The organism is Streptomyces sp. bgisy027 (genome assembly GCF_057710365.1).
Genome location: NZ_JBYIVZ010000008.1, coordinates 60,037 through 85,959, shown reverse-complemented (window position 1 = coordinate 85,959; position 25,923 = coordinate 60,037). Strand labels below are relative to the sequence as shown.

The window sequence follows — 25,923 nt, the reverse complement described above, 5'->3', positions numbered from 1 at the left end:
TACCTTTAGGTCGTGCAGCCAGCAAGTGAACCGTCTCCCCAGCACTCCTCCGGTCGTCTCCACCGGGCGCGTGCCCTCTACCGGAACGTCTCCAAACGCAGGACCGCCTGGCTGCTGCTGAAGGACACCGTCAATTCCTGCATCGAGTACCGCATCCTCGGACTCGCCGCCGAAGCCGCGTTCTTCACCCTGCTCTCCGTGCCGCCGCTCCTCCTCAGCCTCATCGGCCTCCTCGGTTACGTCGACGACTGGACCGGCACCGACACCATCAACAGCCTGGAGACCAACCTGCTGGAGGCCTCCCGCACCGTCCTGTCCGACAAGGGCGTGCGGCAGATCGCCCAGCCGATCCTCGACGACGTGATGAACGGCGGCCGCCCCGACGTGATCTCGGTCGGCTTCCTGTTCGCCCTGTGGTCGGGCTCCCGCGCGGTGAACGTCTTCATAGACACGATCACCGTGATGTACGGCCTCGACGGCGTCCGCGGCATCGTCAGGACCCGGCTGGTGGCGTTCCTGCTGTTCATCGCGGCGCTGCTGATCGGCTCGGTGGCGCTGCCGCTGATGGTGGCGGGGCCGGACGCGGTGGTACGGATCGTGCCCTGGTCGGAGACCCTGGTGCAGGTCCTGTACTGGCCGGTCGTGATCGTCCTGTCGGTGGCGTTCCTGACCACGCTCTACCACGTGTCCGTGCCGGTCCGCTCGCCCTGGATCGAGGACGTGCCCGGCGCGCTGGTCGCCCTCGGGATGTGGGTGCTGGGCAGCTTCCTGCTGCGCATCTACCTCCAGAACACCATCGAGGGCGCGACGATCTACGGCTCCCTCGCGGCCGCCGTAGCCGTACTGCTGTGGATCGGTGTGTCCGCGTTCGCGGTGCTCGTCGGTGCCGCGGTCAACGCCGCGATCGACCGGGTCTGGCCGGCCGCCGCGACGGCCGCGGCCCGTGCCGCGAACGAGCGGCTGCGGGAGGCACAGGTCGCCGAGTACGTGGCCCGCGCCGCCGCGCACCGCGAGTCCGACCCCGACGACCCGGACGACCCGGACATGCCGTCGGAGTTCCCGGAGCGCTGGTCCCGCTTCCTGCCCCCGGAGGACCTCACGTCGAGGCTGCGGACCCATGTGAGGAGCACGCACCATCCGCCGCACAAGCCGGAGGACTCCTAGCGGCTCGCGCGGCGGCGGTGTCCGGGCTCAGACCTTCCACGCCCCCGCCGCCGCGGCTTCCCTCGCGAAGCCGGTGAAGTCGCGCGGCGCCCGGCCGAGCACCTTCTCGACGTCGTTCGTGAGGTGCGCGTTGCGGCCGTCCATGAGCGTGTCGAAGACCTCCACCAGCAGCTCGACCTCCTCCGGCGGCACTCCGAAGCCGGCCAGGGCCTCGCCGTACGACCGTGTCGGAACCGGTGTGTACCTGATCGTGGTGCCGGTCGCCGCGGAGATCTCCGCGGCCGCCTCCCGCCAGGACAGCAGCCGCGGCCCGGTCAGCTCCAGCGTCCGCCCCGCATACCGGTCACCGGACGTCAGCACGGCCGTCACCACGTCCGCGATGTCCCGCACGTCGACGAACGGCTCCCGCACCTCGCCCGCCGGGAAGACCAGCTCCCCGTGGACCATCCCCTCCACCAGCGGACCCTCGCTGAAGTTCTGCGCGAACCACGTCGCCCGGACGATCGTCCAGTCCGCGCCGGACGACTTCAGCGCCTCCTCGGTCGGCAGCGCCTGGTCCTCGCCGCGTGCCGACAGCAGCACCAGCCGCCGTACCCCGAGCCCCACCGCCTCCCGCGCGAGCGCGCCGATGCCCTCGGCCGCCGCCGGGGAGCCGACGTCGGACGGGTACATCAGATACGCCGCGTCCGCGTCCCGCAGGGTCTGCGCCCAGGTCGTCGGGTCCTCCCAGTCGAAGCCCCGGGCCCGGGACGCGGCCCGCACCGTGAGCCCCGCGTCGCGGGCCGCCCGAGCCACCCGGCTCCCGGTACGGCCCGAGGCACCGGTCACCACCACCGTCATCCGCTGCGTGTGCGCCTTCCCGGCTGCGTTCTGCGTCATGTCTCCAGCCAACGGTCGCGCGCCCCGACAGCCCATCGCCGAACGGCTCATTCCCATGCGCGGGCGTCTACGCTGGCGGGATGGACGCCCTCGCCGGTCTGCTGGAGGGGCCACGTGCCCGTGGCGCCTTCATGATCCGCGCGTGTTTCGAACCGCCGTGGTCCATCCGCATCGAGGACCGGGCCCCGCTCACCGTCATGGTCATGGTCCGCGGTGAGGCCTGGGTGCTCCCCGACCAGGGGGAGCGAAGCGAGAAGGGGGTCCCCCCGGCCGAAGGCCGGGGGAGGATCCGGCTGCGGCCCGGCGACCTCGCGATCGCACGCGGCCCGGACCCCTACACCTGCGCCGACGACCCCGGCACCGCGCCACAGGCCCTGATCCTGCCGGGCGCCGAGTGCCGCTACCCCGACGGACGCTCCCTCAACGGCTCGATGGACCTCGGCGTGCGCACCTGGGGCGACCGGCCCGACGGCTCGGCCGTGATGCTGATCGGCACGTATCTGTGGGAGGGCGAGATCAGCGGGCGGCTGCTGAAGGCGCTGCCGCCGCTGCTGTCTCTCACCTCCGACGTGTGGGACTGCCCGCTCACCCCGTACCTCATGGACGAGATCGTCCGTGACGAACCCGGTCAGGAGGTCGTCCTGGACCGCCTGCTCGACCTGCTCGTCATCGCCGCGCTCAGGGCCTGGTTCTCCCGTCCGCAGGCGGAGGCGCCGGCCTGGTACGCGGCGCTCGCCGACCCCGTGGTCGGCCGGGTGCTGCGGCTCGTCCAGGACGACCCGGCCCTGCCCTGGACGGTGGCCTCGCTGGCCGCCAAGGCGGGTGTGTCGCGGGCCGCGCTGGCCCGCCGGTTCACCGAACTGGTGGGGGAGCCGGTGATGACGTACCTCACGGGGTGGCGGATGGCGCTCGCGGCGGATGCGCTGCGCGACACCGACGACACGCTGGACGCCATTGCGCGGAGGGTGGGGTACGGGAGCGCGTTCGCGTTGTCCAGTGCGTTCAAGAGGGTGTACGGGGTGAGTCCGCAGGAGCATCGGGGGCGGGTTCTGTCGTAGGGCGGCCGCGGGTTGTGTGTGGCTTGTCGCGCAGTTCCCCGCGCCCCTGACGGCGTGGCGGCGTAGCCTCGCCCGTATGTATGCGGAGCGGGCGTCACGGCTGCCTGGCGCCGTGGTGTGGACCAACACCCTTGATGAGCATGGCGCCGGGCGTGTCCTGCCCGACGGGTGCATGGACCTGCTGTGGCACGACGGGCGGCTGCTCGTCGCCGGGCCCGACACGCGTGCGTACGTCACCTACGGGGAGTCGAGCGGTTGGGCGGGCGTCCGTTTCTTTCCCGGGACCGCTCCCGCCGTTCTCGGCGTGCCGGCTCATGAAGTGCGTGACCGGCGCGTCGAGCTCGCGGATCTGTGGTCGGCCTCGCAGGTGCGGCGGCTGTGTGGTCGTATCGAGGCGGCCGACGATCCGGTGACCGCCCTCGAAGGCGTCGCGCTGGAGCGGGCCGCCGATGCGGTGCCCCCTGACGCACTCCTACGACGAGTCGTGACCGCCCTCGACTCGGGCCGCTCCGTCGCCGCCACTGCCGACGAACTCGGCCTCGGTGCCCGCCAGTTGTACCGCCGTTCGCTGACCGCCTTCGGCTACGGACCCAAGACGCTGGCCCGGATTCTGCGGCTGCAGCGGGCGCTCGCCCTCGCGCGGGCCGGGGTGGGCCTCGCAGACACGGCCGTCCGGGCCGGGTACGCCGACCAGGCACATCTGGCGCGGGACGTCAGGGAGTTGGCGGGTATGCCGCTCGGCGAGCTACTCGGCCGGCGCGGCGGCTGAGGGGACCCGGTGGAGTCGACTGCGGTGGGCAGCGCCGCCCAGGGGCGCGGGGAACTGCGCGACCGGCCACGACGGCGCCGCAGAGGAACGGCGGTCCTTCACGGCCCGTCCAGCGCAGCGAACAGGTCGACGCCGTTTCCGTCCGGGTCCTGTACGCAGGCGTACCGCTGGCCCCAGAAGGCGTCCCAGGGCTTGAGCTCGCCGTGGTGGCCGGCGGCCACCAGTTCCTCGTAGACCGCGTCGACCTCCGACGGGCTCTCGCACCGCATCGCCAGCGAGTGACGGCCGCTTCCGGAGGGCGGTCGCCACCCCGGGTGGAAGGACCGCACGGTGTCCTCGGTGTCGAGCAACAGACGCAGCCCGCCCGGCAGTCCGGCCTCCGCGTGCGGCTCGTTCTCCGAGCCGTCGGGGAACGGGAAGCCGAGGCGGCGGTAGAAGGCGACGGCGGCGGCCATGTCGGTGACGACGAGGCCGATGGCATCGAATCGTGGAGTCATGCGGCCACCGTAGGCAGGGGCGGGCCGGCCGGTCTTGAAGGAATCGGACACCGCGCCGGCCGCGCCGGCTCATCCGAAGGTCACCGCCCCCAGCGGTGTGTCCACCGTGAAGGAGATTCCCACCGGGCCCGTCGTGAGGTCGAGGTCCGTGCCGAGGGCAGCCAGCAGGGGCCGGATCTCGTCCGGCTCGGGCGCGCTCGCGGTCAACGACAGCAGGGGAGTGGTGGGCAGGCCGGAGGCGGTGGGGTGGACCGTGGCGCTCCAGTCGATCAGGAAGGGGACGAGCCCGGAGGGGTGGGCGTCGTCGCCGTCGGTCAGGCGCCACCGGAGCAGCGTGCCGTCGGGCTTGCGGCGGCTCATCGACTGCGCCGGGCCGGGGTCGTAACCCCGGTCGCGGGCGGCCGCGATGGCCGCGTCCAGGTCGGGTGGGCTGATCGCCCAGGTGACCGTGCGCGGGACGGTGAGACCGTCGACGTCGAAGGGGCGGGGCTCGCCGGGCGCGGACTGCTCGGGGTCCGGGCCGATGATCTCCAGGTATCTGGTGCCGCCCAGGGACACCAGGTAGTTGCGCGTGCCCAGCCCGACGTGCACGCCGCCCGGGGCGGGGACCACACCGGTGCGCCGGGTGAAGTCGGCGACCGTGGCGGCCAGGTCGGGGGTCGCGAGGACGAGGTGATCGAGAAGCGCGGGAATGGCGTTCATCGCAGCCGAGGCTACGCAGAGCGGCGTCCGTGATGGAACACCTGTGCGCCAGGACACGCCGGTCAGTCGTCGAAAACGACCGTGCCGTCGGGCAGCAGCGTCGGATGGCCCCTTCGCGGCGCCGCTGAGCCGCACATCGACATGGCTCGCGCCTCTCGGGTGCGGTTCGGCAACCCCCTCAAGGGGCGCGGGGAACTGCGCACACCGAGGATCAGCGGGCCCTGGAAACGCGCCTCGACGCGTACGCGGCGGTCGTCTTCCTCTCCACCAGCGGCGAGGTCCTCACCCCGGCCGGGCGCGAGCGTCTCGCCGCGTACGTCGAGGCGGGCGGCGGCTTCGTGGGGGTGCACGCGGCGGCCTGCACCGAGTACGACTGGCCGTACTACGGCGAACTGCTCGGCGCCCGCTTCGACCGGCACCCCGACCTCCAGCCGGGCAGGGCGATCGTCGAGGACCGCGAGCACCCGGCCACCCGGCACCTGCCCGGCGTGTGGGACTTCGTCGACGAGTGGTACGACTTCCGCACCAACCCCCGCGGCACGGTACGGGTGTTGGCCCGCGCCGACGAGTCGTCGTACGAGGGCGGCGGCATGGGCGAGGACCATCCGCTGGTGTGGTGCCGTGAGCAGGGAGCGGGCCGTGTCTTCTACACGGCGCTCGGGCATTCCTCCGAGGCGTACGAGGACCCCGACTTCCGGGCCCACCTCCTCGGCGGCGTCGGCTGGGCGGCGAAGTCCGCCCGGTGACCGCGCCGACCCGGCCCCACCGAGGCCCGCCCGACGGCGGGTCGGGCGCGGCGGCAATGGCTCTCAGGGCCGCAGATCCGGGACCCGGGGATCAGGGACGCCTGCTGACCCGGTGTCCGGTCCGGCCCTGAGAGCCTCCGTCGCCGTGCGACCCTCAGCGGCGGGGCCTGCGCAGCGCCCGGAACTGGGGGCCGTACGTGCCCCGGCCGCCGGGGATGCCGGTCTCCATCAGTTCCACGGCCGGCTTCTCCAGGCCGCGCATCGTGCGGATGCCCGCGCCCAGGCTGCGGTGGCCGCCGCCCGCCCAGGCCGCGTCGAGGGAGTCCAGCACCGTGCTGTACATGGCGTCGAAGCGGAACAGCAGCCCCCCGACATGGGCGGAGGTGTTGCGCCAGCCGCCGACCGGGACCGGCGCCATGGGGCGCACGTCGGGGAAGGGCACGGGCGGGCCGACGAACCTCCAGCCGTCGTCGGTCTCGCGCAGCTCCCTGCCGTGGTAGATCTCCCCGAAGGCGTAGTAGTGCGCCGGACGGTCGTCCGAGAAGGAGTCGGTCGGGGAGCTCTCGGTGCCCTCGCCCTGCTCCCTGATGATCTCGATGGCGTGCTCGACGTCGTCGAGGGTGCGCACCGGGCGCAGCTCGTCGGTGTCGATGTGCTGGGTCACCTGGCCGCGCGTCGCCAGGTCCGGCCGTACCGCCCGGAAGGCTCCGAGCATGCCCTCGTAGAACTCACCGACGGTGGGGGAGGGCTGCACACTGCGGGCGAGGGACACCTCGGGCGCCTCGATCGCCATCATCACGTCGCGCACGAAGGGCCTGGTGAGGCCCGACAGATAGACGGTCACCCCGGCGCGCACTCCGCCCGGCAGCGGACCGGGGTAGACGGGCGCGGCGGCCTTGATCTGCGGCCTGCCGCCCACGGCCACGAGCAGGTTGGAGACGATGCCCAGGTGGTACATCTCGTCGCCGACGATGCGCCGGATCATCCGAGCGACCTCGCTGCGCTGGTCCTTGACCGACCACCAGCCGCACAAGTAGGGCGGGATGGTGGCGAGTTCGAGCCCCACGGCGACCTGAAGGGCGGACCTGAGCCAGGCGACCCCGCGGCTGTCCTCGGGGACGGCCATCAGACGTGCCACGGACCCGAGGCCGGCCGCGGCCTGCACGGGCGCCTGCGCCGCCGCCACCCCGGCCGCCGCCACGTCCGCTGCCGCCACGTCAGCCTGTGACTCGGCGGCCTGTGCGGGACCGGCGACCGCGGCCGGCGCCCCGGCCGCCACCGCGGCCGACGCCAGGAACCTCCTGCGCTTGAACGGAGCAACCGCCGGCTCGTCCGGCTCTTCGCCCATACCCGTCAACCTCGCCTCAGCTCATAGGGACGGCCCCGCCTCGGCCAGCCGCACCGCAGCCGGGACCCCTCCGACAGCTCGCGAAGCTAGCAGCGATCACCGCCGCCACCAGGGCACACGTGCCGAACGGCGCATCGACCACCCTGTCGGGCCAACGATCAAGAGGCCGGGTGCATGGGCGCCCCGGCGAGGGCGGGGGGAGTCGGCCGAAGCCCTCAGCGCGGCGTCGCGTCCCGTGGCGCGGCCGTGCTCGACCGCCGCACCAGCCGCGTCGACAACTCCGTCCGTGTGCTCTCCGGCCGGTCCCCGTCCATCATCCGCACCAGCAGGCGCAGCGCGGTCGCCGCCATCTCCGACAGCGGCTGGCGGACGGTGGTCAGGGCGGGGGAGATCCAGCGGGCCTCCGGCAGATCGTCGAAGCCGACCACGCTCATGTCGTCCGGCACGCGCAACCCCCGTTCCGCCAGGGCCTCGTAGACCCCGAGGGTCATCCGGTCCGAGCAGACGAACACGGCCGTCGGCGGTTCGGGCAGGTCCAGGAGCTCCAGCGTCCGCAGGTGCGCGACGCCCTCGTCGAAGCCGGCGTGCCTGACGTACTCGGAACGGTGCCGCACCCCGGCCGAGGCGAGCGCCGAACGGTAACCGGCCACCCGGGCGGCGCTGCACATCTTGCGCTGGTGACCGGCGATGACGGCGATGCGTTCGTGGCCGAGCGCCAGGAGGTGCTCGGCGGCCGTCACCCCGCCGTGCCAGTTCGCCGCGCCCACCGACACCACACCGGGCGGCGGCTCCAGCACCGGGTCGATCATCACGAACGGGATGCGGTGCTGCGCCAGCCACGCGTACTGCGACGGCGTCAGCTCGGCCAGGTTGAACAGCACCCCGGAGGAGCCCCGCGCGGTGAGCTTGTCCAGCCAGCCCCGCTCCGGCCGCGCGCCCCGCGTCCGGGTCAGACCGGCCGAGACGACCACCTCCAGACCCGCGTCGTGGGCGGCCGCCTCCACCCCGTGCAGCACCGCGCCCGACCACGAGTTGTCGAGGGAGTGCACGACGAGGTCGACCAGGCCCGGCGTCTTCGCCGCGTCGAAGCGCGGTCTGCGGACATAGCCGAGCCGGTCCAGCGCCTCGGTGACCCGGCGGCGGGTCTCCGGGGCGACGTCCTCGCGGCCGTTGACCACCTTGGAGGCGGTCGGTACGGACACCCCGGCCTCGCGGGCCACGACCGCGAGGGTCGGCCCGGCAGCCACGCTCGCACCGCCCGTACGGACCATCGGGAACCACCTCTCCGGCCCGCCCGAGGGCCATGAAAAGTTTCGACCAGCGCGAAACAGTAAGCGCTTCCTACCCTAGGTTCGCCGCGCCGAGTCCGGAAGAGCCCGGAGTTCGCGGGAGTTAACGGGTCGCGGCTGCCGAAACGTCGAACACGCCCCGGATCAGCGGCAGATGAGGCGGAGTCCCGTGAGGTCGGCGATGAAGGACGAGTCGACGAGGTCCATGGGCATGGGCCGGACGGGCGCGGTCCGCGACAGGGCCCGGCAGCGGCAGGACCGCCCCCCGGCGGTCACGGACCGTGATCCGCCACGGCCGCCGGATCAGGTCCGCCCGTCGCGGCCGCTGGCGCTCCACCACCGTGACCGGCTCGGCTTCGGCACGCTGATGCACGCCGAGTGACCGGGTACGCCGAACAGCCCTCTCACCCGCCCGTGCGCCGGAATATCGGGCCACAATGAGTTGCTCTGATCTTCACGGTGCCCGAGCGCGGTGAGGAGGCTGGTGGACGTATGACGGCAGTCCGGACAGACCCCGTGGTGAGCACACCCTACGGTTCGGTGCGCGGCCGGTACGAGAACGGCGTCGCGGTGTTCCGGGGCATCCCCTACGCGGCACCCCCCTTCGGCCCGCTCCGGTTCCGGCCGCCCGTGCCGCCGGAACCCTGGGACGGTGTGCGCGAGGCCGTGGCCTTCGGGCCGACCCCGCCGAAGCCGCCGTACTCGGAGGCGTTCGCGCAGTACCTGTCCGACCCGGTCGTGCCCGGCGACGACTGTCTCAGCCTCAACGTCTGGACGCCCGAGCCGGGCCCCGGAGCCCGCCTCCCGGTCATGGTGTGGCTGCACGGCGGCGCCCTGACCCGCGGTTCTTCCGGCGTGCCCGTGTACGACGGGCACCCCTTCGCCCGGGACGGCGTCGTCCTCGTCTCGGTCAACTACCGGCTCGGCGTCGAGGGCTACGGCTACTTCCCGGACGTCCCCGCCAACCCCGGCCTGCGCGACCAGCTCGCCGCCCTGAACTGGGTCCACGCCTCCATAGCGGCCTTCGGCGGCGACCCGGACCGCATCACCCTGTTCGGCCAGTCCGCCGGCGCCATCAGCATCGGCGCGCTGCTCGCCGCCCCGCAGGCCCAGGGCCTGGTCGGGCGGGCGATCCTGCAGAGCGGCCCGCCCGAGACGGCCGAGCGGGACAAGGTGCGGCGCATGGTGCGCCGGATGGCGACCCGGCTCAAGATCCCCGCCACCGCCGCGGCCTTCGCCGAGGTCGACCGTGAACTGCTGCTGCGCACCCAGGCCGATGTGGGCCGGCTCAGCAGCCCGGTGGTCGGCGGGCCCGCCTTCGGCATCGTCGTCGACGGCGACCTCGTGCCCCGCGACCCGCTGGTGGCCCTCACCGAGGGCGACGCCGCGGCCGGCGTGGAGCTGATGCTGGGCTGGACCCGGGACGAGTACCGGCTGTGGCTGGTGCCGGGCGGGCTCCTGGAGCGCGTCGACCGGCTCGGCGCGGTCGCCCTGGCCGGTGCCATGGCCCGCTGCCACGTCGGCGCGGATGTGCCCCGCGGCTACCGCGCCCTGCACCCGAAGGCGGGTACCGCCGAGATCGTCGGTCAGATGGTCACCGACCACCTGCTGCGCCTCCCGCTGCGCCACCTGGCCGACGCCCGCCCCGGATCGTCGTACGTGTACGAGTTCGCCTGGCCCTCCACCCTCCCCGACCTCGGCGCCTGCCATGCCCTGGAGCTCGGCTTCGTCTTCGACACCGGAGAGGTCCCCGAGTCCCGCAAGCTGGCCGGCGAGGGGGCCCCGCAGGAGCTGGCCCACGAGATGCACCGGGCCTGGGTGCGGTTCGCGGTGGGCGGCGACCCCGGGTGGCAGGCGTGGGACGACACGCATCCGGTACGGATCTTCGGCGACGGCGACACCCGTACCGCCCACGGCCCGCGCGACGCCGAGCTCGCCCTGTGGGCCACCGCCGAGCCCCGCGAGCCCGCCCCCACAGCAGACCTGGCCGACGGCGTTCCCGCGCGCGGCGCCGAGATGCGGTCGGTCGTACGACGACTGCGGCTGCCCGGCGCGGTCCGCCGGCGCTGAGGGGCGCGGGGCGCTCTTCCAGGGGCGGCGGCCGAGCCTCGGCACGGGAAGCTACGCCGTGGCCTTCAGCGTCCGTGCGATCGAGCCGATCACCTCCGGGCCCACCCGGCAGCAGCCGCCGATCAGCCGCGCGCCGGACGCCCGCCACCCCCGGACCTCCTCCGCCGAGAACGTGGCGCGGCCGTCCCAGGCACGCGCCTCGGCGTTCCAGGTCTCGCCGCTGTTGGGGTAGACGACGACGGGCTTGCCCGTGACGCGGGCGGCGGTCTCCACGGCCCCCTCGACATCCTCGGGCGCGCAGCAGTTCACGCCGACCGCGATCACCTCGTCCGCGTCGGCGGCGAGTGCGAACGCCTCCTCCAGCGGCTGCCCGGCGCGGGTGCGGTCACCGGCCACGGAGTACGACAGCCAGGCAGGGACCCCGAGCCCGCGCACCGCCCGCAGCAGCGCCTCGGCCTCGTCGGTGTCGGGGACCGTCTCCAGCGCCAGCACGTCGGGCCGGGCCCCGGCCAGCACCTCCAGGCGGGGCCGGTGGAAGCGCTCCAGCGCCGCCACGATCAGCCCGTACCGTCCCCGGTACTCGGAGCCGTCCGCGAGCATCGCCCCGTACGGGCCCACCGACGCGGCCACCCACAGCGGGCGCGCGATGCCCTCGGCCCGCGCCCGCCGTACCGCCTCACGGGCCGACTCGACGCTGAGCGCGATCAGTTCGGCCGCGCGCTCATGCTCGATGCCGCGCTTGGCGAACCCCTCGAACGTGGCCTGGTAGCCGGCGGTGATCGCCACGTCCGCGCCCGCCTCGAAGTAGGCCAGATGCGCCTCGGTGACCGCCTCCGGCACCTCCGCCAGCAGCCGCGCCGACCACAGCTCGTCGCTCAGGTCGTGCCCGGCGGATTCGAGCTGGTTGGACATACCGCCGTCGAGCACGACCGTCCCGGCGGCGAGGGCTTCGGCGAGAGGGATGGCGCTGGTCATGTGGACGACGGTAGTCGAGGCAAACCCCCGCCTCGGGGGAAAGCGCTCTCTCCCGTCCCGTCGAACCCGTTGACCTCCCGGCGGCACACCCTTACCTTTTCGGCGTTCGTAATGACAGATCACGTCCGTAATTTCGAACACACCCCCCCATGTGACCCCGAGAGGCAGTCCGTATGAGCCGCAAACACGACCTGCCCGAAATCCCCAGCCGCAGACTGCTGTTGAAGGGCGCCGCGGCCGCCGGCGCCCTCACGGCCGTCCCCGGCCTCGCCCACGCCGCCCGGAAGCCGGTGCCCTACGAGAACCCCCTCGTCCGGCAGCGCGCCGACCCCCACATCCACCGCCACACGGACGGCCGTTACTACTTCACGGCCACCGCCCCGGAGTACGACCGGATCGTCCTGCGCCGCTCCCGCACCCTGGGCGGCCTGTCCACCGCGACCGAGTCGGTCATCTGGCGGGCCCACCCCACCGGCGACATGGCCGCCCACATCTGGGCGCCGGAGCTGCACCGCATCGGCGGCAAGTGGTACGTCTACTTCGCCGCCGCGCCCGCCGAGGACGTGTGGCGCATCCGCATCTGGGTCCTGGAGAACTCCCACCCCGACCCGTTCAAGGGCACCTGGGTGGAGAAGGGGCAGGTCAGGACGGCCTGGGAGACGTTCTCGCTGGACGCCACCACCTTCACCCACCGGGGCACCCGCTACCTCTGCTGGGCGCAGCACGAGCCGGGGACGGAGAGCAACACCGGCCTGTTCCTCTCCGAGATGGCGGACCCCTTGACCCTGACGGGACCTCAGATCCGGCTGTCCACACCGGAGTACGACTGGGAGTGCGTCGGATACAAGGTCAACGAGGGCCCCTACGCCCTCAAGCGCAACGGCCGGATCTTCCTCACCTACTCGGCCTCCGCCACCGACCACCACTACTGCGTCGGCATGCTCACCGCCGACGCCGACAGCAACCTCATGGACCCGGGCAGCTGGTCCAAGTCCCCGACGCCGGTCTTCACCGGCAACGACACGACGAAGCAGTACGGCCCCGGCCACAACTGCTTCACCGTCGCCGAGGACGGCCGCACCGACGTGCTCGTGTACCACGCCCGCCAGTACAAGGAGATCGTCGGCGACCCCCTGAACGACCCCAATCGCCACACCCGCGTCCAGCGGCTCGGCTGGCACCCGGACGGCACCCCGGACTTCGGCGTACCCGTGGCGGACACGGCGGCGGACACCACCGCAGCGACCGTGAAGGAGGGTGAGTGAGATGAGACGTGCGTACGCGGTCGCGCTCGCCTTCTGCCTCGCCCTGGCCGGTGCCCTGGTCACCGCGGGCCCCGCCCAGGCGGCGCCCCGGACCGTCACCACCGGCACGCAGTTCACCGACACCTCGGGCAACCCGGTGCACGCCCACGGCGGCGGTGTCCTCAAGGTCGGCTCGTACTACTACTGGTTCGGCGAGCACCGCAACGCCGACAACACCTTCCGCTACGTGGACGCCTACCGCTCCACCGATCTGAAGAACTGGGAGTTCAGGAACCACGTCCTGACCCAGTCCGGTGCGGCCGAGCTCGCCACCGCCAACATCGAGCGCCCGAAGGTCATGTACAACGCCGCCACCGGCAAGTTCGTGATGTGGATGCACAAGGAGAACGGCACCGACTACAGCGAGGCCCGTGCCGCCGTCGCCGTCTCCGACACCGTGGACGGCGACTACACCTGGCAGGGCAGCTTCCGCCCGCTCGGCCGGCACATGTCCCGCGACATCACGGTGTTCGTCGACACCGACGGCGCCGGCTACATGATCTCCGCCGCCCGTGAGAACCAGGACCTTCAGATCTACCGCCTGACCAGCGACTACACGGGCATCGCCGCCCTGGTCGCCGACCCCTGGCACGGCGGCCACCGCGAGGCCCCCGCCCTGTTCAAGCGGAACGGCGTTTACTTCATGCTGACCTCCGGCGCCACCGGCTGGAGCCCGAACCAGCAGCAGTACGCGACCGCCACGGACATCGCCGGCCCGTGGACCGCCATGACGAACGTCGGCGACCCCACCACCTACGGCTCGCAGACCGCGTACGTCCTCCCCGTGCAGGGCACTTCGGCCACCTCCTACCTCTACCTCGGCGACCGCTGGGGCAACTCGTTCGGCGGCACCGTCAACGACTCGCGCTACGTCTGGCTGCCGCTGACCTTCCCCTCCTCGACGTCGATGTCGATGTCCTGGTCCCCGGAGGTCACCGTCGACACGGCCACCGGCGCGATCAGCGGCACGAGCGCCGGCTACCACACCCTCGTGGCCCGGCACAGCGGCCGCTGCACCGACGTCACCAGCCAGTCGCAGTGGCCGGGTGCCCAGCTCAAGCAGTACGACTGCAACGGCGGCACCAACCAGAAGTACTGGTTCAGGTCCGTCGGCAGCGGCTACTACCAGCTGATGACCCGGCACAGCTCCCTGTGCGTCCAGGAGAACGCGAGCACGGTGACGCAGGAGAACTGCGACGCCTCGTCCACCGCCCAGCAGTGGTCGGTCACCACCAGCGGTTCCTACGTCGGCGTCGTCTCCCGCGCCACCGGCGAGTGCCTCGACGTGAACGGTGCGTCCACCGCCAACTCCGTCGCGATCATCACCTACACCTGCAACGGCGGCACCAACCAGCAGTGGACGCGGGGGACGTGAGTCGCCCTCAGGCGAGCAGATCGATCGCGTCGATCGCCGTGCCCGCCGTCGTCACCCCGATCCGAGGGCTGTGCGCGGCCGCCGCCCGGTCCCTGGTGGAGCCGCTCGGCGTCGAGGGCTCCGCGGCGCTGTACCTCTACGACGAGAAACGGGACAACACACACTTCGGTGCGTGGGGCAACGCTGTACGCGATCCTGGTCCGCGAAGAACTCGTCGTCCTGCATCTGGTGCCACGGGGCCTGATGCGGGTGGGATGAAACCCCTGGGGCGTCCCGACCGGAACCGGGGCGCCCCAGGCCTTGACCGAGCCGAGCCGCACGGAAAGAGAGCGATGCACCTGCCCCCGGACGACCGCACCCGCAGCCCCCGCACCGGCTACACCCGCGCCCACTGGGAGGCCGCCGCCGACTCCCTGCTCGCGGCGGTCGAGCCGTACGCCACCGAGGACCGCGCTCTGTACCACCTCCCCGGCGACCACGAGAGCTGGTCGGGCCGCCTCTCCGACGGCCTGGAGGGCTACGCCCGCACACTGCTGACGGCGGCTTTCCGCCGGGACGAGACGGTGCTGGAGCGCTACGCCGACGGGCTCGCGGCCGGTGTCGCGGGGGTCTGGCCCCGCATCGAGGACCGCGGCCAGCCCCTGGTCGAGGCGGCGTCGATCGCGCTCGCCCTGCGGCTGACCCGGCCCCTGCTGTGGGACCGGCTGGACGACGGGGTGCGGCAGCGCGCGGCGGCCTGGCTCGGGGACGCGCTCACCGCCCAAGCCTGGCCCTGCAACTGGGAGTTGTTCCCGGTGACGGTGGGCGGCTTCCTCCAGGAGGCCGGCCACGAGGCCGAGGCGTCCCGCAAGGCGATCGAGCGGGGCCTGGAGCGCATCGAGGACTGGTACGTCGGCGGCGGCTGGTACACGGACGGCGACGGCCGCAAGTTCGACTACTACAACGGCTGGGCCATGCACCTGTACCCGGTGCTGCACGCCTGGCTCGCACGCGACGAACGCCTCCTGGATCTGTACGGCGGCCGGCTCGAACGCCATCTGGACGACTACGCCCGCCTGTTCGGCGGCGACGGCGCCCCGCTGTACCAGGGCCGCTCCCTGACCTACCGCTTCGCGACCACGGCCCCGCTGTGGCTGGGCGCCCTCACCGGCCGCACCCCGCTGTCGCCGGGGGAGACACGCCGGCTCGCCTCGGGCGCGCTGAAGTACTTCCTGGAGCGCGGCGCCGTGGACACGAACGGCCTGCTGACCCTCGGCTGGCACGGCCCCGACGAGACGGTCCTGCAAGGCTACTCGGGCCCGGCGTCCCCGTACTGGGCGAGCAAGGGCTTCCTCGGCCTGCTCCTTCCGGCCGACCACGAGGTGTGGACGGCGCGGGAGCAGCCCGCCCCGGCCGAGCGCGTCGACGCGGTCACCGCGATCGCCGCACCCAACTGGCTGCTGCAGTCCACGGGTTCGGACGGCCTGGTCCGCCTTCACAACCACGGCAGCGAGGACGTCCGCTACGACCCGCACTACACCCGCCTCGCCTACTCGACGGCCACGCGACCCGCGCCGTCGCACGACAACAGCGTGATCGTCGGCGACGACCCCGGTCGTACGGACATCGTTCCGCTGGGCGTGGGGGAGGGCTGGGCGGCCTCGCGGCACTCGGTCGGCGACGGGGTGCGGGTCACGAGCGTGGTACTCGCGCAGGGTGCCGTCGAGGTGAGGGCCCATCTGGTGGCGGGGGCGCGGCCCGGGACGCCGGTGCGGATCACGGGCTGGGCCGCGCCGGACGGTCTCCGGGCCGAACTCCAGCCCGCCGGGGGTCTCGACGCCGACCTGACCGGCGTCACCGGCGACCGCCCCACCCTCTTCGTCGTCCTCGCCCGCCTCACCGCCGAACCGGAACCCGCGCCGCTGGACGAACTGGTGACCGTGCAGCCGGACGGTGCGGACGGGATCCTCGTCCGCTGGAGCGACGGCCGCGAGGTCCGGGCACGGTTCACGGGCGGCGAGGGTGTCGGCGTGAGTGTCTGAGCGCCGCCGGGCGCCGCGACGGCGTCAGATGGCCGCGGGCCGCCCGGAGAGACCCGCGCGGTCGAGCGACCGGGCGACGGCGGGCAGATCACGAGGGTCGCCGTCGGCGTCGGCGGAACCGACCCGCTCCAGCAGCAGCCGCGCGTCCAGCCGGTGACCAGTGGCCGGTCCTGTGAACGGCCATGTGTCCCCCGAGTAGCACTCGTCACGATGATGATCACCGCAACCGTACGGCCTGACCCCGCCCGCGCCGCGTCACTTCGGCCGGCACCGAAGTGACAGGGGCCTAGCGTGCGGAGCAGGGAACGAGGACAGCCGACGCACAGGGAGACCGTCGTGACCACCTTCGCCGAACTCCACCGAGGTGACGAGCCCCTGCTGCTCCCCAACGCCTGGGACCACGCCTCGGCCGGGGCGCTCGCCGCCGAGGGCTTCCGCGCGGTCGGCACGACCAGCCTCGGTGTGGCCGCCGCCGTCGGCCTGCCCGACGGGGCGTCGGCCACCCGCGACGAGACCCTGCGCCTCGCCCTCGCCCTCGGCTCGGGACCGTACCTCCTCTCCGTGGACGCCGAGGACGGCTACAGCGAGGACCCGGACGAGGTGGGGGAGTTCGCCCGGGAACTGGTTGCCGTCGGCGCCGTCGGCTTCAACCTCGAGGACGGTCTCGGCTCACCCGCGCTGCACGCCGCGAAGATCGCCGCCGTGAAGGCGGCCGCACCCGGCCTCTTCGTCAACGCGCGCACCGACACGTACTGGCTGGGGGAGGGGCACACGGACACCAGGGCGCGGCTGGACGCCTACCGACAGGCGGGCGCCGACGGCGTGTTCGTGCCCGGGCTCACCGAACCCGGCGAGATCGCCGCCCTGGTGAAACACCTCGACGTCCCCCTCAACATCCTCTACTCCCCGACCGGCCCCGCCCTTCCCCAGCTCGCCGACCTGGGCGTCCGACGCGTCAGCCTCGGCTCGCTGCTCTACCGGCGGGCGCTGGGCGCGGCGCTGGAGACCGCACTGGAGATCCGCGAGGGGCGCACGCCGGGCGGGGCCGTCCCGTCGTACGGCGACGTGGACGCGCTCAGCCGCCGGAGCGACGTGACTCACAGCGACGAGCCGTAGGTTCCTGTTAGCCTTGACTCTTTCGCGGGTATCACACCCTTTGGACTCATCACCGGCGAGGGACCGAGGAACCATGACCATGGACATCCCCGGCGACAGGCGCCTGGCGGCCGCCGTCGTGATGGACGACCGACAGCGGGTGCTTCTGGTGCGCCGCAGCGTCAAGGAGCGGTTCCTGCCCCAGGTGTGGGGCGTTCCCTGCGGGAAACTGGAGCCCGGTGAGAGTGCCGTGGACGGCGCCCTGCGCGAGCTGAAGGAAGAGACCGGACTGCTCGGTGAGATCGTCCGCAAGGTCGGCGAGTCCTCCTTCCTCAGCGACTACCGAGGGCACGAGATCAAAAACTGGCAGGAGAACTTCCTGGTCCGGCCCCTGACGGGGGAGATCACCCTGCCCGAGCCCGACCAGGACCACGCCTGGCTCGCCCGCGCCGAGCTGACGGACGTCGAGATCGACGAGTACAACCTCGACATCGTCCGTCAGGCGTTCACAGAGTCCTGAACTGCTCCGCAAGGTCCCGCAGCGCCGCCAGATACTCCGCCGTCCCCAACGGCACCTTCGCGACCGCGCCCGGATGCGGGCCCGCCGCCGTGAACACATCGGTGTGCGGCCGTCGTTCGGCGCCGGTCTCCAGGAACAGCGTCACCGTCGGCCGGTCCGTGTCGCACCAGGCCCGATGCAGGGTGTGCGCGGGCAGGGCGTAGGAGCTGCCCGCCGCGTACTGGCCCAGATGCGTCAGCCGCAGCCGCGCCGGCCCCGCCGGCTCCAGCATCCAGCTCGCCGAATGCTCCGCCAGCGACTCCTCGTAGCGGGCGGCCGCGATGCCGTCGTCGCCGACCTCGTACAGCTCCATGGCCAGCCGGCCCCGTACGACACAGGACGCCAGCGGTGAACGGTGGTTGTGGATGTCCTCCTTGCCGATCGCCCCCGCGCCCGGATGCCACACGTGCGCGCGCAGCATCTGACGCGGCCCGCCGTCGATCAGCAACAGCTTGTCGAAGCCGAGGACATGCCGGTACGACAGACGGGCGCGAGCATCCGGATCCCCCTCGCCCGAGGCGAGTTCGGCGATCAGTTCCAGCAGCCGCTCGGGCGAGCCGAGTTCGGTGACGACCGCACGGGCCGCGGCCACCAGCCGGTGCTCGGGCAGTTCACCGTCCAGTGCCCCGGCCAGCAGCCTCCGTGCCGCCAGGACCTGCCGACCGCCCATGCACTCATCCTCCAACACCCGCTCGAATCAACCGACTTCAGCCATGCGGCTGGTACATCCATACGGCATGCGCGCGCAGCGCCGAAAGACCTTGATAGGTCATCCACATCGGCCGCCGACGCTCGGTCGCCTCGTGACGCGCCCACAGCCAGATGCCGTCCGTCTGCCCCGCCCACACCGCGGCGACGGCCCCCTCCAGCCGTACCCGGAGCTCCTCCTCCAGACCCTCCGCGCGGGCGATCTCCAGCGCGCTCGGTGTGAGCAGGGCGCGGGCGAGCCAGGACGCGGTGAAGTGCCGTACGTTCAGCACCTCGTGGCGGGCCGGGTCGTCGGTGCGAGGCCGGCGCACCTCCTCGTGCAGGTTCGCCAGGTCCGGGCAGGTGTCGTGGGGCGCGTCCGGGCACGACAGCAGCCAGCGGATGCCGTCCTCACGGGCGGCACGGGCGCGTTCGGCGCGCGCGTCGCCGTCCTCGCCCAGCACCCGGGCGGCCCGGTCCAGGGCGACGACGGCCTGCGCGGTGTGCAGCGGGGACGGCCTGCCGTACGGTGGCTGGAGGCGGTAGCCCCAGCAGCGCAGATGGTCGCGGCGCGGGTCGCTGATCGCGCCGTCGGCGAGCGCCTCACGCAGCAGGGGCAGGACCTCGGAGCGGGGCGCGGCCCGCAGCAGCCCGCGCAGCACCGTCGTCACGACGTGGGTGGACTCCCGCCCGGTGCGGTCGAGTTGACGGGTGAACCCGTCGGCGCAGCGTTCCACCTCGGCCGCCAGCCGCTCGGGGGAGGCGCCCGCGCGGGCCAGCGCCCCCAGCACCAGCGCCGTGACCTCCGGCCGCGCCTCGGAACCCTGCGAGCGGGCCGACCAGCCACCGTCCGGGAGCCGCAGCCGCCACAGCGTGTCGACCAGTTCGCCGGTGCTCAGCCGCCCCTCGGGCACGCCGAGGTCGAGCATGATGTGCAGGCCGTAGGCGGTGCCGACGGGCGTGGGCCGGGACGGCGTGTCCTCGCCGAGGGAGTGCGGCCAGCCGGTGAGCCGCCCGTGCTCGGAGTCCTCCACCACGGACACCTGCTCGACGAGGGTGTCGTAGGCCGTGGCGAACACGGCCGGGAGCGGGCCGGGAGCGCCCGGTGCCATCGCGCCGGGCCCCACGGTGGGAGCCGGCGCCGAGTCGGCCGCCGTCCGCGCCCGCAGCAGGCCCGCCGCCAGCCAGGCCGCGACGAAGGTGCCGAGCCCGCTGACCCCGGAGATCAGATACCGGGCCGCGGATCCGTCGATGGAGTCGGGCAGCACACTGAACAGGAACTGGAAAACGCCGTACCCGGCGGCCGCGGCGCCGAGGCCCCCGAGCCAGCCGACGAAGCGTGCCGGGGGCGAGGTGTCCGGGTGGTCCGCGTCGGCAGAAGGGGGTGCGGGATCGGGCCGACGGGACCTCAGGGGGCCGCGTCCGAGCTGCTGTTGGGACAAGACGCGCTCCCTCCCCCGTGGCGGCGGCGTGTGAACTCCGCGAAGCTTCCAGTCTAAGTGGTCAGCGTGGCACCTGGGGCAACGGCCGGTGCTGCCCGTCGCGCGGCCAGTTGGCGAGAGCCACGTGCAGGGCGTCGATCGCGCGGTCCCACGACTCGCGCACGTCCCGCGGAGCCCCGAACGCCCCGGTGGACTCCAGCGCGCAGTAGCCGTGGAAGGTGCTGCGCAGCAGACGGACGGCGTCGGTGAGGTCGGGTTCCTCCAGGCCGTAGGTGCGGAGCACGCCGTAGGTGATCTCCGCGGTGCGGCGCATCGCGGGGGAGCCGGCGACGAGCAACTGGTCGACGCGGATCCCGGTCGCGGCGTACCGGCCGGGGTGCTGCAGGGCGTACTCCCGGTAGGCGTCCGCGAAGGCGGCGAGCGCGTCCTTGCCGGCGCGTCCCGCCACGGCCGCGGCGATCCGGTCGATCATCTCGCCGCCCGCCAGCAGGGCGAGGCGGACGCGCAGGTCCTGGAGGTTGCGGACGTGCGAGTACAGGCTCGCGTCCTTCACGCCGAAACGCCGGGCCAGCGCGGACAGGCTGACGTTCTCGAAGCCCACCTCGTCGGCGAGCTCCGCGGCGGCCGCGGTGAGGCGGTCGGCGGTGAGTCCTGCGCGGGCCATGGGGGTGTGTCCTTCGACTGCGGAAACCTGAAGCGACTGGGCAGGATGCTAGTGGTCGCCGGTCGTGCCCGGCCGGACCAGCCCCGTCTCGTACGCCAGGACGACGGCCTGGGCGCGGTCCCGCAGCGACAGCTTGGCGAAGATGCGGGCCACGTGGGACTTCACCGTGGCCTCGCTCAGGGTGAGACGGGCCGCGAGCTCGGTGTTGGACAGGCCCCGGCCGAGAAGGGTGAGGACCTCCCGTTCGCGGGGAGTGAGGGACGTGAGGCCGGCGGGGACGGCGGGCTCGTGGGTGGCGGCGTCCCCGGCGAAGCGCTCCACCAGACGGCGGGTGATGGAGGGGGCCAGCAGGGCGTCACCGGTGCTGACCAGACGTACGGCCGCCGCCAGGTGCTCGGGCGTGACGTCCTTGAGGAGGAAGCCGCTCGCCCCGATCGACAGGGCCGTGTAGACATAGCGGTCCAGGTCGAAGGTGGTGAGCATCAGCACCCGGCAGTCCGGGGCCTGCACGAGGATGCGTCGGGTGGCGTCCAGGCCGTCCATGTTCGGCATGCGGATGTCCATCAGCACCACGTCCGGGCCGAGTTCACGCGCCATCGACACCGCCTCCACGCCGTCCGCGGCCTCGCCGACCACCTCGATGCCGCGCGCGGTCAGGATCAGCCGGAAGCCGGTGCGGATCAGCGTCTGGTCGTCGACGATCAGCACGCGTGGCGCTCGCTCGGCCGGCGGCGCCGTCACGGCCGGTCCAGGGGGATGCGCGCCCGGACGCGGTAACCGCCGCCGAGCCGCCGCCTGGCGTCCAGGTCACCGCCGTGGACCGCGACCCGCTCCCGCAGCCCCAGCAGCCCGCGCCCCGTGCCGTCCCGGTGCCGCGGTACCGGCCGTGGCTCCTGCGGGGCACCTCCGGTCAGCACGCTCGGCCCGGTGCTGAGGACCTCCACCCGCAGCGCGTGGTCCGCGTAGCGCACCGTGACCTCGGCCTTGCCCCCGTCGCCGTGCCTGAGCGCGTTCGTCAGGGCCTCCTGCACGATGCGGTACGCCGTCACGTCGATCCCCTGCGGGAGGGGGCGGGGCTCGCCGGAGATCCGGACCTCGACCGGCAGCCCGGCGAACGACACCCGGTCGACGAGCTGCCCGAGCCGGTCCATGCCGGGCTGCGGGGCGAGGCCGGCGGCGCTCGCGCGGTCGTCCTCGCCCGTCTCGGTGTCGTCGTCCTCGCCGCTCGGCGACGGGGCGAGCAGCCCCAGCAGATGCCGTAGATCCGTCATCGCGCCGCGGCCCGCGTCCTCCACCGCGCGCAGCGCCGCCGACGCCTCGTCCGGCATGGTGCCCATGACCTCGCGGGCGGCGCCGGCCTGGACGACCATGAGGCTGACGTTGTGGCTGACGATGTCGTGCAACTCGCGGGCGATCCGGTCGCGTTCGGCCGAGACCGCCGCCCGGGCGGCGCTCTCCCGCTCCCGCTCCAGCAGCCAGCCGCGCTCCCCGACGGCCTGCCGCCAGCGGCGCCGCGTCCGCAGCAGCGCCAGGGACAGGGCCAGTACGGCCGCGCACGCCACCGCGAGTGCCACCGCCGGCCCGTTCGTCTCCCAGTCCCCCATGGGGTTCACCCTGGCAGACGATTCCCCGTGCACGCATCGGCCTGGAGACGCAGGCCCTGCATCCACAGGATGAGGCGCCCGGCGAGATGCCGTCCGGGGACGGATGCCCTCTCCCGCCGTGCCTCGTAGCGTCCTGCCCATGACAGTCGAGGACAGCAGTGGAGAGGTCGTCGTACGGCTCGACGGCGTGCACAAGGAGTACGGCGAGACGACGGCGCTGGCCGGGGTTTCGCTGGAGATCCGGGCCGGTGAGGCGGTCGCGGTGATGGGCCCCTCGGGGTGCGGCAAGTCCACGCTGCTCAACATGATCGCCGGCCTGGACCGGCCCACGGGCGGCACGGTCGTCGTGCACGGGGAGAACGTGGGGGAGCTGAGCGAGAAGGGGCTCGCCCTGTACCGGCGGCGCCGGATCGGCATGATCTTCCAGTTCTTCAACCTGATCGACGACCTGTCCGCCCTGGACAACGTGGCGCTGGCCGCCCAGCTGACCGGCACCCCGGCCCGGCAGGCCCGCCGCCGTGCCCTGGAGCTCTTCGACGAACTCGGCATCGGGCAGCGGCGCAACGCCTACCCCGCCGTCCTCAGCGGCGGCGAGCGGCAACGCGTCGCCGTGGCAAGGGCGTTGATGAACCGCCCGGCCCTGCTGCTGGCCGACGAGCCGACCGGCGCCCTGGACAGCCGCTCCGGGGAACAGGTCATGGATCTGCTGCTCGACCTCAACCAGATCGGCCAGACACTGATCCTGGTCACCCATGACGAGCACCTCGCGAGGCGCTGCGCCAGCCGGCTCGTGGAGTTCGCCGACGGCCGGGTCACCGGCGAGCACACCCTGGAGCCGACCGCATGAGGGCCGTGTGGCGCGCCGCCCGCGCGGCGGTACGGCGGCGCAGACTCCAGACGCTCGTCATCGCGCTGGTCACCCTGACCTCGACGGCGGCGACGGTCGTCGCCGTCGGTCTGCTCGACGCGGCCTCCGCACCTTTCGACAAGGCCTTCGGCAGGCAGCACGGCCCGCATGTGACCGCCGTGTTCGACCCGGCGAAGGTGTCCGCGCGGCAACTCGCGCGGGCCGCCCGGCAGCCCGGCGTTGCGGCCGCCGCGGGCCCCTACGCGCAGGCCACGGTCGAACTGCCGGACGGCGCCATGACCTTCGGCCTCGGCAGCCGGATCACGGTCGTCGGCCGCGCCGACCCCGACGGCCCCGTGGACCGGCTCGACCTGTGGGCGGGCCGCTGGGCCACCCGCCCCGGCGAGGTCGTCCTGAACCGGCAGTCCGACTGGACCGCGGACGACCTCGGCAAACGGCTCCCGATGCCCTCGGGCGGCCCGGCGCTCACCGTCGTCGGGTTCGCCTTCGACCTGAGCCGCACCGCCGACGCCTGGGTCGCACCGCAGCAGATCGACGCCCTGGAGCCGAGCGCCACCCAGATGCTGTTCCGCTTCCCGGACGCCTCCTCGCAGGACCGGCTGCGCGCACAGCTCGGCACGGTCACCGAACGGCTCCCGGCGCACGCCCTGGCCGCCTCCCGGACGTATCTCACCCTCAAACACCAGGTGAGCAGTTCGGCACGGGCGTACACGCCCTATCTGATGGCCTTCGGCATCCTCGGGATCGCCGTCGCGGTGCTCATCATCGCCAACGTGGTCAGCGGCGCGGTGATCTCCGGGTTCCGGCACATCGGCGTGCTCAAGGCACTCGGCTTCACGCCGGGGCAGGTGGCCGCCGTATACCTCACGATGATCTCCGTGCCGGCGGTCGTCGGCTGTGTGCTCGGCGCACTCCTCGGCAATGTGCTCGCGCGCCCCTTCTTCGAGTTCGTGTTCATGGGTCCGGACGCGGGAGTGCTCCACGACCACGTGTCCGTCGCCGCGTGGGTGAACGCCGTCACCCTGCTCGGCACGCCCGTGGTCTGCGTCCTCGCCGCACTCGCCCCGGCCCTGCGCGCCCACGGCATGTCGGCGGCACGGGCGATCAGCGCGGGCAGCGCCCCGCGCGCCGGCCGTGCCCTGGGCATCCAGCGCCGGCTGGCCGGCAGCCGGCTGCCGCGGTCCGTGAGCCTGGGCACGGGCCTGCCGTTCGCCCGGCCCGGCCGCAGCGTCCTGACGCTGGCCGCCGTGGTCCTCGGGGTGACCACGGTGACGTTCGCGACCGGACTCGCAACGACCATGGACCGGTTCGGGAACGCGGGCCGCGACGCCTACCAGGTGACCGTGTACGCCTCCAGCTTCCGGCACGGCAAGGAGATCCAGCCGCAGCACGACGACCCTGAACTCACCTCCCTGCTGCGGGAGTTGCCGGGTGCGAGAGAGGTCACCGCCCGGGCGTCGGTGGACGTCCGGCTGGCGGGCTCGGCCCATCAGGTGACCCTCGAAGGGCGTCGGGGCGACCGGCTCCGGCTCGACGGTGTCCTCACCGACGGCCGGTGGATGCGCACGAGCGGCGAGATCGTCGCCGGCTCGGCCTTCCTGCGGCAGAACGGCGTACGGGTCGGCGAACGGGTGAGCCTGGAGAAGGGCGGTCGTACCGAACGGGTGCTGGTCGTGGGTGAGTTCATGGAGAGCAATGCCCGGATCGTGCTCTCCGACTGGCCGACGCTGACGGCGCTCGCTCCGGCCGAGCGGCCCATCGCCTACCACGTCAAACTGCGCGACGGCACCGACCCGGCCGGCTACGCCCGCGCGGCCCGCGCCGCCGACGCCGGGATCACCCCGGACGTGCGGGGCTCCAACGCCGTCACGCAGACCATCGTCGGCTCGGCCTTCGCCCTCACCGTGATGCTCGCCGCGGTCGCCTCCCTCGGCGTCTTCAACACGGTCGTCCTCAACACCCGCGACCGCAGGCGCGACCTGGGCATGCTCAAGTCGATCGGGATGACCCCAGGCCAGGTCACGGCGATGACGGTGACGTCGATGGCCGTGCTCGGCGCGCTGGGCTCCCTGCTCGGCATCCCCCTGGGCATGGCCGGCTACGAGCTGGTGATCCCGCGTATGGCGGACGCGGTGGACATCACCCTGCCGTCCTACATGACGGACGTCTGGCGGGCCCCCGCCCTGGCCGGACTCGCCCTCGCGGGGCTGCTGATCGCGGTGCTCGGGGCGTATGTGCCGGCGCGCAGGGCGGGGCGGCTGACGATCGGGGAGGTGCTGCGCGGCGAGTGAGGCCGCGGCCTCAGCAGCGCCTGCCGTGGGCCACGACCAGTTCCACGTCCTCGGCCCGCACTCGCAGGGCGTGGCGCTCGGTGTCCTTGCCCCGGGACGGCGACGGGTCCCAGAGCCAGAGGGTGTCGCCGCTCGGCTTGAAGGACGGCACCGGATGCCCGGTCGGGACCGGGCCGTTGACGACCGGTGTCCCGTCGCCCAGCGGCCGGACGCAGACGAGTTCGGCCCGCAGGCCGAAGTAGCCGGGCGGACGGTGGCCCGCGCCGGCCGCGTCCATCGCGCGACCGGCGGCCTTCTCCACGTCGTCGAGCGCTCGACCGCGGTCGGCCGGGCGGTCCAGCGGGAGCCGTGCACGGGGACTTCGACGATCAGCCCGGCGTACCCGTCTTCCACGGTGACCGAATCGCCGTCCCGAGCGGGCCGCACTCCCCAGCCCCGGGCGCCGAACACCCCGCTCGCCGACTCCAGTTCGTCCTGGTCGTCACGGACCTCGACGACCAGGCGCACCCTGCGGTT

The 25,923-nt window shown here is 73.1% G+C and carries 24 protein-coding genes and 1 pseudogene; 13 read left to right on the top strand and 12 right to left on the bottom strand.

The annotated features are described in order from the left end of the window. The first annotated feature begins 12 nt into the window (after window positions 1–12). Window positions 13–1,164, top strand: a complete 1,152-nt coding sequence (locus tag AC3ETA_RS10725; protein ID WP_432192600.1) for a YihY/virulence factor BrkB family protein — start codon at window positions 13–15, stop codon at window positions 1,162–1,164. 27 nt (window positions 1,165–1,191) lie between these two features. On the opposite strand, the gene AC3ETA_RS10720 is transcribed toward AC3ETA_RS10725, so the two are convergent. Then, window positions 1,192–2,043, bottom strand: a complete 852-nt coding sequence (locus AC3ETA_RS10720) for an NmrA family NAD(P)-binding protein (protein ID WP_432192599.1) — start codon at window positions 2,041–2,043, stop codon at window positions 1,192–1,194. An 80-nt stretch (window positions 2,044–2,123) separates the two neighbouring features. On the opposite strand from AC3ETA_RS10720, the gene AC3ETA_RS10715 reads away from it, so the two are divergent. Both AC3ETA_RS10715 and AC3ETA_RS10710 read left to right on the top strand, forming a co-directional pair. Further along, window positions 2,124–3,101, top strand: coding sequence for an AraC family transcriptional regulator (locus tag AC3ETA_RS10715; RefSeq protein WP_432192598.1), 978 nt, complete (start codon window positions 2,124–2,126; stop codon window positions 3,099–3,101). A gap of 76 nt (window positions 3,102–3,177) precedes the next feature. After that, window positions 3,178–3,870 (top strand): helix-turn-helix domain-containing protein, encoded by a 693-nt coding sequence (locus AC3ETA_RS10710; RefSeq protein WP_432192597.1) that lies wholly within the window; start codon window positions 3,178–3,180, stop codon window positions 3,868–3,870. Window positions 3,871–3,968: 98 nt separating this feature from the next. Here AC3ETA_RS10710 and AC3ETA_RS10705 read toward each other — a convergent pair whose 3' ends face one another. Both AC3ETA_RS10705 and AC3ETA_RS10700 read right to left on the bottom strand, forming a co-directional pair. Continuing rightward, window positions 3,969–4,367 carry a VOC family protein gene (locus AC3ETA_RS10705; protein ID WP_432192596.1) on the bottom strand — a complete coding sequence of 133 codons (399 nt, stop codon included), beginning with the start codon at window positions 4,365–4,367 and terminating at the stop codon, window positions 3,969–3,971. A gap of 69 nt (window positions 4,368–4,436) precedes the next feature. Further along, window positions 4,437–5,069, bottom strand: a complete 633-nt coding sequence (locus tag AC3ETA_RS10700) for a VOC family protein (RefSeq protein ID WP_432192595.1) — start codon at window positions 5,067–5,069, stop codon at window positions 4,437–4,439. Between the two features lie 203 nt (window positions 5,070–5,272). Between AC3ETA_RS10700 and AC3ETA_RS10695 the strand changes: the two are divergent. Further along, window positions 5,273–5,815 (top strand): annotated as a pseudogene (locus AC3ETA_RS10695) (ThuA domain-containing protein); the annotation flags it as partial. Window positions 5,816–5,969: 154 nt separating this feature from the next. Here the strand turns inward: AC3ETA_RS10695 and AC3ETA_RS10690 are convergent. Beyond that, window positions 5,970–7,163, bottom strand: coding sequence for a ferritin-like domain-containing protein (locus AC3ETA_RS10690; RefSeq protein WP_432192594.1), 1,194 nt, complete (start codon window positions 7,161–7,163; stop codon window positions 5,970–5,972). Window positions 7,164–7,378: 215 nt separating this feature from the next. Further along, on the bottom strand, window positions 7,379–8,434 hold the full coding sequence (locus AC3ETA_RS10685) for a LacI family DNA-binding transcriptional regulator (protein ID WP_432192593.1): 1,056 nt from the start codon (window positions 8,432–8,434) through the stop codon (window positions 7,379–7,381). A gap of 187 nt (window positions 8,435–8,621) precedes the next feature. Between AC3ETA_RS10685 and AC3ETA_RS10680 the strand changes: the two genes are divergently transcribed. Together AC3ETA_RS10680 and AC3ETA_RS10675 are read left to right on the top strand one after the other, a co-directional pair. Then, on the top strand, window positions 8,622–8,834 hold the full coding sequence (locus tag AC3ETA_RS10680) for a hypothetical protein (RefSeq protein WP_432192592.1): 213 nt from the start codon (window positions 8,622–8,624) through the stop codon (window positions 8,832–8,834). A 110-nt stretch (window positions 8,835–8,944) separates the two neighbouring features. Further along, window positions 8,945–10,522 (top strand): carboxylesterase/lipase family protein, encoded by a 1,578-nt coding sequence (locus tag AC3ETA_RS10675; RefSeq protein WP_432192591.1) that lies wholly within the window; start codon window positions 8,945–8,947, stop codon window positions 10,520–10,522. Between the two features lie 51 nt (window positions 10,523–10,573). Here AC3ETA_RS10675 and mmuM read toward each other — a convergent pair whose 3' ends face one another. Further along, window positions 10,574–11,497: a homocysteine S-methyltransferase gene (gene mmuM, locus AC3ETA_RS10670; protein WP_432192590.1), complete on the bottom strand. Its 924-nt coding sequence runs from the start codon at window positions 11,495–11,497 to the stop codon at window positions 10,574–10,576. A gap of 173 nt (window positions 11,498–11,670) precedes the next feature. On the opposite strand from mmuM, the gene AC3ETA_RS10665 reads away from it, so the two are divergent. The 5 genes from AC3ETA_RS10665 (at window position 11,671) to AC3ETA_RS10645 (ending at window position 17,812) form a co-directional block, all read left to right on the top strand. Beyond that, the gene (locus AC3ETA_RS10665; protein WP_432192589.1) at window positions 11,671–12,762 is read left to right on the top strand and encodes a glycoside hydrolase family 43 protein; all 1,092 of its coding nucleotides are present in this window, start codon (window positions 11,671–11,673) and stop codon (window positions 12,760–12,762) included. Between the two features lies 1 nt (window position 12,763). Beyond that, the gene (locus AC3ETA_RS10660; RefSeq protein ID WP_432192588.1) at window positions 12,764–14,176 is read left to right on the top strand and encodes an RICIN domain-containing protein; all 1,413 of its coding nucleotides are present in this window, start codon (window positions 12,764–12,766) and stop codon (window positions 14,174–14,176) included. Between the two features lie 332 nt (window positions 14,177–14,508). After that, the gene (locus tag AC3ETA_RS10655; RefSeq protein WP_432192587.1) at window positions 14,509–16,197 is read left to right on the top strand and encodes a DUF2264 domain-containing protein; all 1,689 of its coding nucleotides are present in this window, start codon (window positions 14,509–14,511) and stop codon (window positions 16,195–16,197) included. Between the two features lie 336 nt (window positions 16,198–16,533). Next, entirely contained in the window at window positions 16,534–17,313 is a 780-nt protein-coding gene (locus AC3ETA_RS10650) for an isocitrate lyase/PEP mutase family protein (RefSeq protein ID WP_432192586.1), read from the top strand. Between the two features lie 73 nt (window positions 17,314–17,386). Further along, on the top strand, window positions 17,387–17,812 hold the full coding sequence (locus AC3ETA_RS10645; RefSeq protein ID WP_432192585.1) for an NUDIX hydrolase: 426 nt from the start codon (window positions 17,387–17,389) through the stop codon (window positions 17,810–17,812). Here the strand turns inward: AC3ETA_RS10645 and AC3ETA_RS10640 are convergent. From AC3ETA_RS10640 to AC3ETA_RS10620, 5 genes are all read right to left on the bottom strand, one after another. Continuing rightward, window positions 17,799–18,521, bottom strand: a complete 723-nt coding sequence (locus AC3ETA_RS10640) for a cupin domain-containing protein (protein WP_432192584.1) — start codon at window positions 18,519–18,521, stop codon at window positions 17,799–17,801. The two genes, AC3ETA_RS10645 and AC3ETA_RS10640, sit on opposite strands and share 14 nt — an antisense overlap. Before the next feature lie 37 nt (window positions 18,522–18,558). Then, window positions 18,559–19,980, bottom strand: coding sequence for a hypothetical protein (locus AC3ETA_RS10635; RefSeq protein WP_432192583.1), 1,422 nt, complete (start codon window positions 19,978–19,980; stop codon window positions 18,559–18,561). A gap of 61 nt (window positions 19,981–20,041) precedes the next feature. Continuing rightward, window positions 20,042–20,644, bottom strand: a complete 603-nt coding sequence (locus tag AC3ETA_RS10630) for a TetR/AcrR family transcriptional regulator (protein WP_432192582.1) — start codon at window positions 20,642–20,644, stop codon at window positions 20,042–20,044. Between the two features lie 48 nt (window positions 20,645–20,692). After that, the gene (locus AC3ETA_RS10625) at window positions 20,693–21,385 is read right to left on the bottom strand and encodes a response regulator (protein WP_432192581.1); all 693 of its coding nucleotides are present in this window, start codon (window positions 21,383–21,385) and stop codon (window positions 20,693–20,695) included. Next, entirely contained in the window at window positions 21,382–22,248 is an 867-nt protein-coding gene (locus AC3ETA_RS10620; protein WP_432192580.1) for a sensor histidine kinase, read from the bottom strand. The genes AC3ETA_RS10625 and AC3ETA_RS10620 overlap by 4 nt, the downstream gene beginning before the upstream one ends. Window positions 22,249–22,387: 139 nt before the next feature. Here AC3ETA_RS10620 and AC3ETA_RS10615 point away from each other — a divergent pair, with 139 nt between their 5' ends. Beyond that, the gene (locus AC3ETA_RS10615) at window positions 22,388–23,095 is read left to right on the top strand and encodes an ABC transporter ATP-binding protein (RefSeq protein WP_432192579.1); all 708 of its coding nucleotides are present in this window, start codon (window positions 22,388–22,390) and stop codon (window positions 23,093–23,095) included. Continuing rightward, window positions 23,092–25,407 (top strand): ABC transporter permease, encoded by a 2,316-nt coding sequence (locus AC3ETA_RS10610; protein WP_432192578.1) that lies wholly within the window; start codon window positions 23,092–23,094, stop codon window positions 25,405–25,407. The genes AC3ETA_RS10615 and AC3ETA_RS10610 overlap by 4 nt, the downstream gene beginning before the upstream one ends. A gap of 10 nt (window positions 25,408–25,417) precedes the next feature. Here the strand turns inward: AC3ETA_RS10610 and AC3ETA_RS10605 are convergent, their stop codons facing one another. Continuing rightward, entirely contained in the window at window positions 25,418–25,708 is a 291-nt protein-coding gene (locus AC3ETA_RS10605) for a hypothetical protein (RefSeq protein ID WP_432192577.1), read from the bottom strand. Window positions 25,709–25,923: the final 215 nt, after the last annotated feature.

What these genes read in the sequence shown, in the direction of transcription:
- AC3ETA_RS10665 (WP_432192589.1), top strand. Translation starts at nt 11,671, where the DNA reads ATGAGCCGCAAACACGACCTGCCCGAAATCCCCAGCCGCAGACTGCTG.
- AC3ETA_RS10645 (WP_432192585.1), top strand. Translation starts at nt 17,387, where the DNA reads ATGACCATGGACATCCCCGGCGACAGGCGCCTGGCGGCCGCCGTCGTG.
- AC3ETA_RS10705 (WP_432192596.1), bottom strand. Translation starts at nt 4,367, where the DNA reads ATGACTCCACGATTCGATGCCATCGGCCTCGTCGTCACCGACATGGCC.
- AC3ETA_RS10630 (WP_432192582.1), bottom strand. Translation starts at nt 20,644, where the DNA reads ATGGCCCGCGCAGGACTCACCGCCGACCGCCTCACCGCGGCCGCCGCG.
- AC3ETA_RS10615 (WP_432192579.1), top strand. Translation starts at nt 22,388, where the DNA reads ATGACAGTCGAGGACAGCAGTGGAGAGGTCGTCGTACGGCTCGACGGC.
- AC3ETA_RS10655 (WP_432192587.1), top strand. Translation starts at nt 14,509, where the DNA reads ATGCACCTGCCCCCGGACGACCGCACCCGCAGCCCCCGCACCGGCTAC.
- AC3ETA_RS10675 (WP_432192591.1), top strand. Translation starts at nt 8,945, where the DNA reads ATGACGGCAGTCCGGACAGACCCCGTGGTGAGCACACCCTACGGTTCG.
- AC3ETA_RS10685 (WP_432192593.1), bottom strand. Translation starts at nt 8,434, where the DNA reads ATGGTCCGTACGGGCGGTGCGAGCGTGGCTGCCGGGCCGACCCTCGCG.
- AC3ETA_RS10715 (WP_432192598.1), top strand. Translation starts at nt 2,124, where the DNA reads ATGGACGCCCTCGCCGGTCTGCTGGAGGGGCCACGTGCCCGTGGCGCC.
- AC3ETA_RS10700 (WP_432192595.1), bottom strand. Translation starts at nt 5,069, where the DNA reads ATGAACGCCATTCCCGCGCTTCTCGATCACCTCGTCCTCGCGACCCCC.
- AC3ETA_RS10720 (WP_432192599.1), bottom strand. Translation starts at nt 2,043, where the DNA reads ATGACGCAGAACGCAGCCGGGAAGGCGCACACGCAGCGGATGACGGTG.
- AC3ETA_RS10640 (WP_432192584.1), bottom strand. Translation starts at nt 18,521, where the DNA reads ATGGGCGGTCGGCAGGTCCTGGCGGCACGGAGGCTGCTGGCCGGGGCA.
- AC3ETA_RS10620 (WP_432192580.1), bottom strand. Translation starts at nt 22,248, where the DNA reads ATGGGGGACTGGGAGACGAACGGGCCGGCGGTGGCACTCGCGGTGGCG.
- AC3ETA_RS10660 (WP_432192588.1), top strand. Translation starts at nt 12,764, where the DNA reads ATGAGACGTGCGTACGCGGTCGCGCTCGCCTTCTGCCTCGCCCTGGCC.
- mmuM (WP_432192590.1), bottom strand. Translation starts at nt 11,497, where the DNA reads ATGACCAGCGCCATCCCTCTCGCCGAAGCCCTCGCCGCCGGGACGGTC.
- AC3ETA_RS10710 (WP_432192597.1), top strand. Translation starts at nt 3,178, where the DNA reads ATGTATGCGGAGCGGGCGTCACGGCTGCCTGGCGCCGTGGTGTGGACC.
- AC3ETA_RS10610 (WP_432192578.1), top strand. Translation starts at nt 23,092, where the DNA reads ATGAGGGCCGTGTGGCGCGCCGCCCGCGCGGCGGTACGGCGGCGCAGA.
- AC3ETA_RS10690 (WP_432192594.1), bottom strand. Translation starts at nt 7,163, where the DNA reads ATGGGCGAAGAGCCGGACGAGCCGGCGGTTGCTCCGTTCAAGCGCAGG.